Source organism: Paenibacillus sp. FSL P4-0127 (assembly GCF_038007325.1).
GTDB lineage: Bacteria > Bacillota > Bacilli > Paenibacillales > Paenibacillaceae > Fontibacillus > Fontibacillus macerans.
In genome coordinates this window covers 536,528-549,117 of sequence record NZ_JBBOWY010000002.1, presented here as the reverse complement: position 1 = coordinate 549,117, position 12,590 = coordinate 536,528, and the positions used below count along the sequence as shown (strand labels likewise).

The window sequence follows — 12,590 nt, the reverse complement described above, 5'->3', positions numbered from 1 at the left end:
AACGTTCCTCAATTTACTACAGACACTCCAGTTTGTAGATATTACAGATATTTTTTGTCCATTATATAGTTAAAGAAATTACTTATGGGAAAATTCTTGGACACCGGTGTACATGCTCTGATCCTTCAACTGAATAAGCACCTTGCCAAAACGCCCACCCTGCTGGATGACAACCTTATCCGTCGGATAGGTCCGTTCCAAATAATTGGCTATGATTTTCCTGTTCTGGTCGTCCGCAGGCAAACCGAAGATTCTCAGCCATTCCATCACCTCCTGGAGCGCCGTGTCTCTAGGTACCTCTGTAGATTTCATTTCCCGGGTTACGAGCGACTGATAGGAATACCCTTTGAGATACAGTAAATGGAGCAAATAAGCCATTTCCAAATGTTCCGTTTTCATGGGCTGATCAGTGACCAAAGGCCAAATCTCTTTTACCAGACTGTGCTCCCTGGAGCCGACAGACAGGCTGATATAGCAATACTGTCGTGCGCAGCTCAGCACTTTCTCCACACTCTCCCAGTCGGCAATAACCGGGCACATGGAGACAAATACGAAATCAAAGGCTTTTTCCCACCCCTTTGCTTGAATATCAATGTCTTCAAAAGGCTCAGCCACAATCTCTACATTCCCGTTCTTTAATCCCGTTATATTACTTTTCAAGAGCTCAACTAATGGAAGACTAGGCTCCACAGAAGTAACACTAGCCCCTCTCTCCGCAAACGGCACTGTAAATCCGCCTGAGGCCGCTCCAATGTCTAATATGGAGGTATCTTTAAATGTCACACCCTGACTTTCCAGCCAATTCATTATCCGTTTTGTTCTTCGCCTGCCTTCTTCGCTAAACGCCTGCTCGTTAAATGACTTTGCCCTATGGTCAAAAGTATGTGCTGGATCAATTCCAACTTTTTTCATTTTGCTAATCGCTGTATCTGGATCCTTCTTCCAAGCTGCTTCCCAAACGGCATCATTAAAAAAATCGTTCGTCATCATCCTCTTCATCCCTTTCTGTTTGATGCAGTCATTACACTTATGACTTTTGAAAAAAGTCCTTCTCTCTAAGAAACTTTTCCCCAAGAGAAGGACATGTCCACTTAGAGCTAAACGAAATCCTCTTCGGTCAGCTCCATGTTGATGCCAATCGCCGCTTTGCTTCCGCCTGCTGCGGCATAAATCAACTGGGAAGGCATGACGTAAGCTGCATCCCCGGCGGCATACACACCTGGAACCGAGCTTTTGCCCCACTCATTTGTGGCGATACCGCCAAACTCATTTACCTCATAACCAAGCGAACCCTGAAAAGACGCCTTCGGTTTCCATTCCGGTGTAATGAATCCTCCCGTTCTCTCGATTCGCGTGCCATCTGCAAATTCCACCTGCCGCAATTTCCCCTCATGACCGATAAACATCGTTACTGCTTGTTCAACCACTTCGATGTTTCTGGATTTCAACAGTTGTTTTTGATCGTTGTCCAGAACCGCATGCCCATTTGTACAAACCACAAGATCTTTACTCCAGGTATAGAGCAGCTTGGCCATATGAAACACTCCAGAGTTCTCGGAAACAACAATTAGCGGCTGATCTCGAAGCTCCCAACCATCGCAGTAGGGACAACTGAACAAACTTGTTCCATAACAATCACGCAAACCTGGAATATCCGGGAAAATCTCCCTAAGTCCAGTGGTGATCAGTAATTTGCGTGCTTCAATCCGTTTTCCGGTTGACGCCACGGCGACGAACCTGTGATCAGTCCGGTGAATCTCGGTTACCTCCCAAGGTAAAAGTTCAACGGAGGGATACCCCAGAACCTCCTCATATGCAATACGCCTAAACTCGGCGGGTGTCACACCGTCTCTTGTTATAAATCCATGAGAGGCATGTGTAACCGCATTTCGGGGCTGGCTGTTATCAAATAACGCAACACTGCGTCTGGCCCGCCCAAGTACCAGAGCCGCATTGAGTCCTGCCGGGCCTCCGCCGATAATAGCACAATCATAAATCAAAAGAATCTCCCCTTTTTTGTTGATTTATTTGGAGCCAACAAGCTGCTGCAGTTCACCTTTCGACAATATGCCTATTTCTTTATATAGAGGCTGTCCATCTTTGAATATAATGGTTGTCGGGATGCTCATAATCTGAAATTGTGAAGAGGTTACCGGATTTTCGTCTACATTAACTTTAACGACTTTAATGGAATCATTTGCTTCCCTTTCAAACTCCTCTAATACAGGTGCAAACATTCTGCATGGACCGCACCAAGCGGCCCAAAAATTCACTACTGTTATACCTTCCGTTTGCACCATCTCATTAAAAGTAGAATCTTTCGCATGTTGAATAGCCATCGTGATCTTCCTTTCGATTAAATATACTATGGATATATAATATCTTTAATTTGTCATAAGATGGGTCTAGTAATCTTGTCCGGCGTTGTTGCCAGTAAATGGAACATCACCTCAAACGCATAATCAGTGGCTTGTGAGTTTTCATAGCACTCCTCCATTCGAATTAAAGACTTCACGTATCTATGATAACTTTGTTTTGGATAAGATGCAAGTCAGTCCCAAGAAAATTTAGCCAAACCCAGGCCAGTTGTATTCTTTTGGCCTGTGATCGAGCCAACAACAGCGGACAGGCCAGGGTGTTTTGCATCATCCTAGTCTGCCGCTGTTGCTCTTATCGGATCGGTATTAGTTTTCGTCAAAATGGATCGGCGCAATGCCTTCCGCTCGCCACACCGTGCCTCTTTTCTCGTACTCGAATAACTGTTCTACAGCATTTGCGATTTGAGGACCTAACTCACGATCAACCAAATACAAGGCCACATCAAGACCCGAAGTCACGCCTCCCCCGCTTACGAAGCGAGGACCATCTTCAACGACTCTTGCTTCAATCGGAATTGCACCGAGAGCTCCTAACGCTTCCATGCCTATTTGATTGGTAACCGCATGTCTATCTTTCAACAAACCTCCCATCGCAGGCAGCAGTGTACCACCGCATACTGTAGCTACAATAACTTCCTCATTGTTAAAAGCTTGTTTCAATTTCTCCGACAAGCCCGTCATCATGGCCTTCTTTAAAATATTCGGAATGGTATCTTCCGAATTTCCTGCTGGCTTGCCCGAAGCCCCGGGCACCAAAATGATTCCAGGACGCTTGGGGTCTAATGCAGCTTGCGCTTCGAGAGCCGGCCCGTTCAGACCGCTCGGGACAGAACGCTTGCCTTCCGCGGAAACCAATTCCACAGTAACTGCTCCGTTTGAGTACATTCCCGCAGCAGCAAATACTTCGTATGGTGCTAATGCGTCCAGCAGATCGAAACCATCGAACAAGACGATTTGAACATGCATCCTTTTGTCTTTGAATGGATCATTATTTTTTTTTGAATTCGCACTTGCTGCAGAGGTAACTAGACATAGAACTAGTACAAACGACATGAGTACTCCTATAATTTTTTTCATCCTACCACTGCCTTTCTGGATCGATTGATATTTCTGATAATGATGTTAGGAATGATCAACAGCAGCACAATAGAGCCGTAAACCCCTATTGTATAGCTGGTAGCGTAGTTGAGACCAAATCCCTGATAAAAAAGGGAGGTGATGAGATGAATTGTCATGTTCGTAAAACAAAAGGCGTAACTTCGGATCATCCAGTTCCGGTGCCGAATGATGCGTTTCTTTTTGATTTGTACAAGCGCCGTAATGGTGATAAACAGCCATATTAGATTAAGAGCGTTGAACCCCATACTGCTTATTTTTCCTCCGGTAGCATAAGGAGCCATATATCCGGAAGTAATCACGACAAGAAGGACGGATACTAAATAAACGTAGCCGTTTATACGGTGGAACTTGCGGCTTTTTTCAAGGACGCGGTTGGAGAAGTTGAGCAACCCTGTCGCCATGGCGATGCAGGCAAACGCAACATGAACGTGCATAACGTTGATCCAGACCGGAAGATTAAGTTCGCGCTTCAGGCCGATTTTATGGCTTATAAACGCCTTTGCTTCGGGATCGATAATAAAATTGGCCACCAAAGCGTAAAGGATAAATAGAATACTGATGCAGGCCAATAAGCCGTATGATATTTTCCACTCCTTCATGCGATCCATCCCCTCATTTTAATTGCCAAATCGCATTTATGGGTTAGGTAACACGCTTGCCTGTTAATTTGGATGCAGGCAGTATGCCGGCCCTGGCGAATCCAATCATGTCATCTCCACGCACGGTAACTTCGAATTTTAGATTTAACCGCATAGGTTTCGTGACGCGCAGCGACCAGGTGAGCTTATTGTCCTGAAGTAAGGGATTTATAAACTCGACCGTCTCATCCCCTTGTGTAGCCTGGCCTTGGACCAACCCATTCCTTATGGAAATGGAGAGCTTGACCTCCAGTTTTCCAACAGGCGTAGCAATTGTTGTATCCCAATCCCCGTCGAAGTCAGATTCTCCGGGTAATTTTATATCCGGGGTATCATAAATCATCCCCATATTGTTCGTCGCGTTCGTTTCTTCGTCGGTCTCTGCCTTGTGAGAGCCAGGCGCCCTTCCTTCTTCCCGCCAGACCGTTCCTCTCCGTTCGTATTCGAACAGTTGCTCTACCGCGTGCGCGATGCGCGGTCCAAGCTCGCGTTCCACCAGATACAGCGCTACATCGAGTCCCGAAGTAACGCCGCCACCAGTGACCAGGTTGCCGCTATCCACTACGCGTGCAGGAACGGGAATGGCTCCGGTTGCTCCAAGTACATCCATGCCCAGATGATGCGTTACCGCTGGTCTGCCCTCCAAGAGCCCTCCCATGGCCAGTAACAGGGAACCGCCGCAAACCGTGGCAACGATGATGTCATTTTGCCCGAGTGCTTGCTCAATCATTTCAACCAATTCGGTATTCAGTGCCCGCGACAGAATGGCTGGGGGCGAATTCGGCCCATCTCCTTCGACGTCGCCCGACGCGCCAGGTACAAGAATGATGCCTGTTCGTTCCGGGTTCAGTCTGCCACTCGCTTCAATTTTTAACCCGTTGATGCCGCTGGTGACGGATCTCGGCCCTTCAGCGGTAACGAATTCTACGCTTAACGCGTGTTCAGCATACATTGTCGCGGCACAAAAAACTTCGTAAGGTGCAATGGCATCCAGAAGGTCAAAGCCATCAAAAAGCACGACTTGAACCGTTAACATCCATAAACCTCCTCATATTCAAAGTCAATAGATTGATCCTCGAACCTGCGGATCGTATCAGGGAAAAGTTATTTTGTCAGAAGATCCTTCAGCCTGTGATATTCCTTCTCGTCGATTTCACCACTCGCCATCCGACCTTTTAGAATCAATGCGATGTCACGGTCTTTTGGATTGGAATCTCTGTAGCGATGACGAATCAGATAAATTCGAATTGCGACAAAAGAAAAAAGCGTAAGACAAAATAGAGCACCGAATGGAAAAAATGAGAAACTTCCGTATTCCAAGTTTGTCAACCTCCTTCATCCGTTTTTGCGTAGAACGGGCCCTAACTCGCGATATTTGCTGTCCGACTCGGCAAGAAGTATCGTAACAAACGAGTATCTCAAATGAAGTTGTATAAAGGTCACAAAACAATAAACAAATCATCACAAATTAGGTGGTTCTGTTTGTTGCATGGGGTTAAATGATAAACTAGTTTTCAAAGGTGGGATATTCATGAGTGAAATCAGTACCATACTGGTTGTAGACGATGATCAAAGCATTGTTGAACTATTGAGCGACTTTTTAGAGTATGAAAATTATCGCGTTATAACCGCTTGCGATTCTGTTCAAGCTTGGACATTGTTTGAGCAGAATTCCATTCATTGTATTGTTCTTGACATCATGATGCCGGGTCAAAACGGGTTTGAGTTATGTCGCCGGATTCGGGAGAAGAGTAACGTTCCGATCCTTTTCTTGAGCGCACGCAGCGACGATGTGGACAAGATTCGCGGCCTGACGCTCGGCGGCGATGATTATATTGTCAAAACCGCTTCACCCGGTGAAATTGTAGCCAGGATAAAAGCTGTACTACGACGTTCTGTTTCCCAACTGCAAATGAGTGAGAGAATCTTGGATTTTGGCCGCATCAAGCTAAATCTATCCACAAGAGAAGTATTCGTGGATGGGAAGAGTGTAGTGCTCACCCCGAGGGAATATGAATTATTGCGATTATTTGCCGAACACCCCAGGCATGTTTTTTCATATGAACAGATACTTTCGAAATTTTGGAATGGGGTAGGTGACAGGCATACGATTCGGGTGCACATCGGTCGACTTCGCGAGAAAATTGAATCCGATCCGAACCATCCTCAATACCTAGTCAACGTATGGGGAATAGGGTATCGCTTCGAGGGAGGTTAAGATGAGAACACTTCGTATTCGTTCGTTTACTATACTGCTTTTCTTCTTCTTAATGTTAGTGCCGTGGATCTTTTATGTGACAACACACTTCATAGAGACAAAAACGCTCAGCTTCGCAAAAAACGGAGCTCAAGCCGAGATTCTGCAAGGACAATGGATCGAGAAGATCGTACAGCTGATCGAAACCAATTCGAACAAATGGAGGGATCCGAATTGGCAAAACCAATTGCATCATGAGTTGCAACAAGCGAAAATGGAAGCGGCTATTCTATCTGCATCAGATCAAGAAATTTACCGTTCTAATCCACAGAGCCATGGCATATTGCCTTCTACCGAACGGTTCTCCATTATAGAGGACGGGCATTTGCTCGGAAAGGTCATTATTTATCTTCCGAAGTCAAATGCGGCTAAGTTCATTTCGATATTTACCGGGCTATTGTTAGCTTTTTTTATTGTCGGTGTTGAAATGCGAAGGTTTCTTCTTAAGCCTCTCGAAAAGATGAGCTTTGCAGCCAGAAAAGTCGCTGCAGGAGATTGGGACGTAGAGTTGCCTGGATCCTATATCACCGAAATCTCTGAGGTACGCGATGCATTCGAAATGATGGTGAATGGAATGCAAAAAGCTTTTCAAAAACAAGCGGAATTGGAAGAAGAGCGCCGATTCGTCATTACAGCTGTCGCTCATGATTTGCGTACCCCATTGTTCGCTTTACGAGGTTACTTGGATGGTCTGGAACAAGGCATTGCCCAATCCCCGGATAAAATAACCAAATATTTGGCCGTTTGTAAGGAAAAATCGGCGCAATTGGACCGGTTGGTAGAGGACCTGTTCACATTTACAAAGATGGAGCATGTGCAGATGGATCTTCATCATCAGAAGATTGATATTAAATTCATCATCCTGAAATCGATTGACAGTTTAAGTCCGCTAGCTCGCCAAAAGAACCTCTCGATTTCGACCCATATTGAAGACGACTGCTTCATTAACGGTGATGTGCATTTATTGGAACGAGCGATGAACAATTTGTTGGATAATGCCGTCAGACACACACCCTCGTATGGTGAAATTGTTGTTCAATGTTATAAAGAAGGTAACAAAATAAAGTTTATGATCCGTGATACCGGCCCGGGCTTCTCCTCGGAAGAACTACATCGAGTTTTTGAACCTCTATATCGTGGTGAAGCATCTAGAAATCGTTCAACTGGAGGTAGCGGATTAGGGCTGACCATTTCACAACGAATTGTAAGGCTTCACGGAGGTGAGCTCTCCGCAGGCAACCATTCGGAAGGCGGAGCGCTGCTAACGGGTTGGATACCTGTAACTAACCCAGGCTAAAATCGAAGAACGAACGTTACTGGACAATTTTCCTGATCACAATAAGGAAACATCCCCTGAAGTTCTTTGCTTTGTGGGATAGCGCCAGCAGATAAAAGGCATACCTCAAATACCCTGATTGAAAAGCCATGATACCAAAAGAATTACAATTAGCCATGGAGCCTCCGTCTTGGACGCAGTTTCCGCTCATGTTATGATAACTTAATCAACACAAATCATTTCCGAAAGGTTGAGATTTTCCTGCCATCGGTAACGACCATTGCAATGAAGCTCTTGGGAAAAGATCCTGAGAGCTTTTCATTGTAGATGAACAGAAAAGGAGAAATAAACATGATTCGGAAATCAGCATTGATTGTGTATCTGATCATTTCTTTCGGTTGGACATGGGGGTGTTGGATTTCAGCTTATCGGTGGAGCAGATCGACAGACCATTTTTTACGAACGGATATGACGATTTTTCATCTTGCCGGAAATTTTTCCATTGTTCAACTGTTATTCGCACTAGGCGTGTTCGGTCCTTTGCTCGGATTCCTTGCGGTCCGTACCCGAGAGGGAGTTATACTGTTCAGACGTCCGGGTCGAGCTGATATCCGTTTCGCATTATCTATTCCGATCGTGATCGCAATTCCGATGTTCGTACTCAGCATCCTGCTCAGCAGTTTGGCGGATGCAACATGGCAAGCGGTTGCGTTATCCGTAATCGGATATTTCATTTCAAATGTGCTGACAAGCGGAACCGAGGAGTTTGGTTGGCGCGGATATCTGTATCCTTATTTGAAGACAAGGGAACAAGATTTCTGGCACGCTGCATGGAAGGGGGGCTTCATCTGGGCATTATGGCACTATCCGTTGCTCTTTATTTTGTATGTGGACGCGGGGCTGGCTGTTCTTGTGCCTTCTCTGATTGGATTTACAGCGTCCATCGTCGCCATGAACTATATCACCAATTTTATCTTTGAACGATCAGGCTCCATCCTGCTTGTGATGGTGTTGCATGCCTTGAACAATACGGTCAGTTTTACTTTGATCAGTCTGTACCCGGAAACACCGTTCACGATTGTGAGCAGTCTGATGGCGTGGGCGGTTGTCGGATACTTGGAGAAAACATGGACAACTGGCGGCTGGCCGAGGACGAGTGAATGAACAGATCAATGTAGTGGTAATCTGGCAAGATAACTACTGCATGATATCCCGTTTCAGTCATTCGGCGTCCATTTAGCCGTACAGTGGTGAGAGCCACTACCCGCTGCTCGTGTCTGCGATCAGCCAGTTCGCTATCGACTGACGCGACAGTTTCACCCCTGACCGCATAAACAGTTGTTCCTGACGATAACGGTGCAGCACCCCACGTATTTCTGATTCACCACAATCGATGGCGAGGTCGAGTGCCCAGACACCATGGGCACAGGTATGAGACAGGTGAGGATTGGCGCGTATCGTTTAAGCAGGGCATGCTGAACATTTCGCTTTTTAGCCGTGCACGACGGGTCTAGCGTGCAGCAGCGCGATGATGACGATAAAGCTCCTGGATGACCAGCAGTTCTTTGACAGACCTCGTGTCAGCCGAGTTGTCGCCGCTCGCTTTCGTTGACGAGAGCTGGGCGGCGATTTCTTACGCTTGGATAATTTCGCAGAGCTCATTTTTTCTTGAGCAGTGTGTGAACGAATACTGGTAAGCAGTTTTAATTAGTCGAATATAAAAATAAAACCCGGATAAATCTTTGATCGTCTCGATCTGTCCCATCTTGAGCATCTCCCCGTCCCCATAACCTTTCGCTTCTCTCTATGAATAGGATACAGGAGTCTTCTGTTGCGGTCTATTCCCCCACGATTTATTGGGGGATTTCTGCTTGTTTTTTCCGGGGATTTCACTTTGCTCTTTCGGGGTACTTTTAGTCTACATTACACACTCGATTAGCCGGCTGCCCGAAGCGTTGGATCTTCCTGTCGAACCGCGCTTGCACACGAGTTATCTGCCGCAGGAGATGATTCGTTTTATTGGTCGTACATGGGAGGGGGCGCCTCTTGAGGAGCATCATCTTATTGAATTTTCCCGTTTTTACTACAAAGAGTGGCTTGAGCGGTTGAATCGGCAAAAACCGCGAATTGAACAAACGAAAAAGGCCTTTCGTGACTCCTCCCTTCAGATGGATGAGATCGACCAAGAGGTAAAACGTTTGGATAACAAGTGGGAGCACCTTCATTCGTCTGTTGAAGAAAAAAGGGAAACCTTTAAAAAGGTTATGAAATGAAGCAAATTGAACTGCAGATGATCGGAGAAGCCGGATCTTGACGGGAGATCAGCTGGGGTTCCAATCACGTGCACGATTCATCGTATAACGGGCACATGGTTTGCGCTTCCGCCCGGACCGCGTCCCTCATCTCGGCGGGCATGAGCGCTTTCGCTTGTCTTCCATAACCGAGCACAATGGAGCAAGCGGAGTCGAGCGTATGGAACTCGACCTCCTCCTCGACCCATCCATTGGCAGGCAAAGCTGTGGCAGCCTCCGCAGCCGACCATCCCGTTGGTCGACTACTAATCATTCTATTGCGCCGTCAGGATTTGTGGACCTTCAGCCGTGATGGCGATCGTATGCTCGTATTGGGCGGCAAGCTTACGGTCCAGCGTCCGCGCGGTCCAGCCGTCCGGATCGATTGTCATGTAATAGGTGCCTTCGGTGATCATGGGCTCGATCGTGAACACCATGCCTTCCTTGATGCGGGGGCCTTTGCCGGGATTGCCGATATGCACATAAGTCGGCTCCTCGTGCAGGTCACGACCGATGCCATGGGCGAGAAGGTCGCGCACGACGCCGAAGCCGTGCGACTCCGCATGCCGCTGGATCGCGCTTGTCACGTCACCGAGCCGATTGCCGGGCTGCGCCTGCGCGATGCCGAGGTCAAGGCATTCCTTCGTGACGCGCATCAGCTTCTCGGCCGTAGGCGAGATCTTCCCGACCGCATAGCTCCAGGCCGAATCGCCGAGCCAGCCGTCGAGCTCCGCAACCGTGTCGATCGTCACGATATCGCCTTCCTCAAGTGGCTTATCGCTAGGAAATCCATGCGCGATCACGTCGTTGACGGAGGCGCACGTCGCATATGGATAGCCCTTGTAGCCCTTCTCGTATGGCTTGGCGCCATGCTTCAAAATAATGTCCTCGAATATGCGATCAATCTCGTTCGTCGTGATGCCCGGTTTGATGAGCGGGGCGATCGTGCGATGGCATTCGGCCACCACTTGGCATGCCTTGCGGATGGCCTCAATTTCATGCTTGCTTTTTAGGATAATCATGTTCGTATCAGGACTCCTTCGTAATAGCTTGCATTGCGAGCTGGGCGATTCGATCGACGTCCAACTCGGAAGCGCCCGTATAGTAGCGTAGCCCGCTGCAGCCGACCAGCACGACAAGCATATGGTCGACGCTGTCGTCTTCGCGCCGGGCGATCGATTGAAGCGGGACGTACAAGCGTTCCATGAATCGTCTCTTGACGGGGTGCCGATCCTTCTCAGGCAAGCCTGCATAATGTTCCGCCGCCATTTTGTAGACGAGATATGCGCGGGCATCCGACTGCCACAGCCGGAGCAACGCCTTGCAATACGTCAACAGTTGACTATCATTCGGGCTTCCGCCTCTGATATTCGCCCATTCTGCCAGGGCTTGCTCGCATCGCTCGAAGCCGCTATCCAGCACATCTTCGATTAATAAATGTCGGTTGGGGTAATAATGGTATACCGTGCCGTAACCGAGTTTGGCCTCGCGGGCGACGTCGCGAATATCAAAGCTGCCTCCCGTGCGGAAGTAGGCGTGCGCGGCGGCGTCCAGGATCTGTTCTCTGCGCTGCATGCGGATCAGCTCATTTTGTTCTTTGGTACGGGGGCACATGGACGAATGAACCTCCTTGTTTAGACCTGCAAATTTGTCGATGAAAATATAATAAAGCATGGGGCGAGGAGATGCAAATATTCAGGCGACAGTAGCAGCATTAAGTTCCTCACGGATAACGATCGTTGAACTTTGCTCAGCTGCGAATCTCGAAAAGCGAGCCCCATGTAGAGAAAGGGAGCTCGCTTTTTTAAACGATGATTTTGTCTTTCGTTGTGTCATAAAAGCGAGGCAGCAAGTTGTACAGATTAGGGCGATTTTGGACTCATATTAAAGTCGACCGGCGCAATGCCTTCCGCTCGCCACACCGTGCCTCTTTTCTCGTACTCGAATAACTGTTCTACAGCATTCGCGATTTGGGGCCCTGATTCGGGTTTGCTGAACGATTTTTATCCCGCGCTTCATTCAGCAAATTCAGATCGGTCGGATACGCCACATCCGCCGGGGCGCAGGTGGCGTCCACCAACAGTGTCCCTTGATTCGGTTGTTCTGGCGTTTCCGACGCCGCGGTGGAATCGATGGCCTCATCGGTCTCAAGTTCGGACGCTTCCGGTGGCGCCGCCGATCACGTTGCTTGGATCGTTGTCATCGTCTCTCATTTCCTTCGCGCCCTCGGTGGCGATGATCTCGTTCAGCTCGGCCAGCACGTCCGTCAGACGTTTGCGGAAATGCGTCATCATGGAATGGTGGAACGGCGGCTTCATGACAAATCCGGGCAAACCGATGAAGTATTGCATATAGGGATTCTCGCTGATCGACGCCAGGGTTTCTCTATCGGTCAACTGCATGCGCTCCTGAATGATCAGCGCGCCGAGCCCATCCGCAGGCTGATCGTTTGCTGACCGCGGAAGGTGTCTTTGACCGTATTTCTGTTCAGCCGCCGCCCACGACACCAACTGAGCCAACTGAACCCAGCGATTCCCTTCATCCAGTTTTCCGCCGAAGGGAAGAAAGAAATCGCCAGGCAGGATCAATTGATTGTCGAGGTGTGCTGTCGTCTTGAACATTTTCATCGCT

At 48.0% G+C, this 12,590-nt stretch carries 14 protein-coding genes and 2 pseudogenes; 4 read left to right on the top strand and 12 right to left on the bottom strand.

The features are described from left to right. Positions 1-78 precede the first annotated feature (78 nt). From NYE74_RS29005 to NYE74_RS28975, 7 genes are all read right to left on the bottom strand, one after another. Entirely contained in the window at positions 79-987 is a 909-nt protein-coding gene (locus NYE74_RS29005; RefSeq protein ID WP_036628257.1) for a class I SAM-dependent methyltransferase, read from the bottom strand. A gap of 110 nt (positions 988-1,097) precedes the next feature. Further along, the gene (locus NYE74_RS29000) at positions 1,098-2,000 is read right to left on the bottom strand and encodes an NAD(P)/FAD-dependent oxidoreductase (protein WP_036623451.1); all 903 of its coding nucleotides are present in this window, start codon (positions 1,998-2,000) and stop codon (positions 1,098-1,100) included. 24 nt (positions 2,001-2,024) lie between these two features. Then, a complete protein-coding gene (gene trxA / locus NYE74_RS28995; protein WP_036623452.1) occupies positions 2,025-2,339 on the bottom strand; it encodes a thioredoxin in 315 nt (104 codons plus the stop codon). A gap of 345 nt (positions 2,340-2,684) precedes the next feature. Then, on the bottom strand, positions 2,685-3,455 hold the full coding sequence (locus NYE74_RS28990; RefSeq protein WP_051985478.1) for a DJ-1/PfpI family protein: 771 nt from the start codon (positions 3,453-3,455) through the stop codon (positions 2,685-2,687). Further along, on the bottom strand, positions 3,452-4,096 hold the full coding sequence (locus tag NYE74_RS28985; RefSeq protein ID WP_036623456.1) for a DUF2306 domain-containing protein: 645 nt from the start codon (positions 4,094-4,096) through the stop codon (positions 3,452-3,454). Before NYE74_RS28985 ends, NYE74_RS28990 begins: the two co-directional genes overlap by 4 nt. Before the next feature lie 43 nt (positions 4,097-4,139). Then, positions 4,140-5,171, bottom strand: a complete 1,032-nt coding sequence (locus NYE74_RS28980) for a DJ-1/PfpI family protein (RefSeq protein WP_124331896.1) — start codon at positions 5,169-5,171, stop codon at positions 4,140-4,142. A 68-nt stretch (positions 5,172-5,239) separates the two neighbouring features. Continuing rightward, positions 5,240-5,455 carry a hypothetical protein gene (locus tag NYE74_RS28975; RefSeq protein ID WP_115311194.1) on the bottom strand — a complete coding sequence of 72 codons (216 nt, stop codon included), beginning with the start codon at positions 5,453-5,455 and terminating at the stop codon, positions 5,240-5,242. A 211-nt stretch (positions 5,456-5,666) separates the two neighbouring features. On the opposite strand from NYE74_RS28975, the gene NYE74_RS28970 reads away from it, so the two are divergent. From NYE74_RS28970 to NYE74_RS28955, 4 genes are all read left to right on the top strand, one after another. Next, positions 5,667-6,353: a response regulator transcription factor gene (locus tag NYE74_RS28970; protein WP_036628261.1), complete on the top strand. Its 687-nt coding sequence runs from the start codon at positions 5,667-5,669 to the stop codon at positions 6,351-6,353. Between the two features lies 1 nt (position 6,354). Next, the gene (locus tag NYE74_RS28965; RefSeq protein ID WP_036623462.1) at positions 6,355-7,689 is read left to right on the top strand and encodes a sensor histidine kinase; all 1,335 of its coding nucleotides are present in this window, start codon (positions 6,355-6,357) and stop codon (positions 7,687-7,689) included. 330 nt (positions 7,690-8,019) lie between these two features. After that, entirely contained in the window at positions 8,020-8,832 is an 813-nt protein-coding gene (locus NYE74_RS28960) for a CPBP family intramembrane glutamic endopeptidase (RefSeq protein ID WP_036623465.1), read from the top strand. Positions 8,833-9,539: 707 nt separating this feature from the next. Continuing rightward, a complete protein-coding gene (locus NYE74_RS28955; protein ID WP_036623467.1) occupies positions 9,540-9,941 on the top strand; it encodes a hypothetical protein in 402 nt (133 codons plus the stop codon). Positions 9,942-10,005: 64 nt separating this feature from the next. Here NYE74_RS28955 and NYE74_RS28950 read toward each other — a convergent pair whose 3' ends face one another. The 5 genes and pseudogenes from NYE74_RS28950 to NYE74_RS28935 form a co-directional block, all read right to left on the bottom strand. Further along, positions 10,006-10,182, bottom strand: a complete 177-nt coding sequence (locus tag NYE74_RS28950; RefSeq protein WP_240534143.1) for a WYL domain-containing protein — start codon at positions 10,180-10,182, stop codon at positions 10,006-10,008. Positions 10,183-10,234: 52 nt separating this feature from the next. Next, positions 10,235-10,981: a type I methionyl aminopeptidase gene (map, locus tag NYE74_RS28945; protein ID WP_036623469.1), complete on the bottom strand. Its 747-nt coding sequence runs from the start codon at positions 10,979-10,981 to the stop codon at positions 10,235-10,237. 7 nt (positions 10,982-10,988) lie between these two features. Continuing rightward, entirely contained in the window at positions 10,989-11,573 is a 585-nt protein-coding gene (locus NYE74_RS28940) for a TetR/AcrR family transcriptional regulator (protein WP_036623471.1), read from the bottom strand. 248 nt (positions 11,574-11,821) lie between these two features. Next, positions 11,822-11,944: pseudogene (locus NYE74_RS33430) on the bottom strand (DJ-1/PfpI family protein); the annotation flags it as partial. A 213-nt stretch (positions 11,945-12,157) separates the two neighbouring features. Then, a pseudogene (locus NYE74_RS28935) lies at positions 12,158-12,580 on the bottom strand (transposase); the annotation flags it as partial. Between the last annotated feature and the right edge of the window lie 10 nt (positions 12,581-12,590).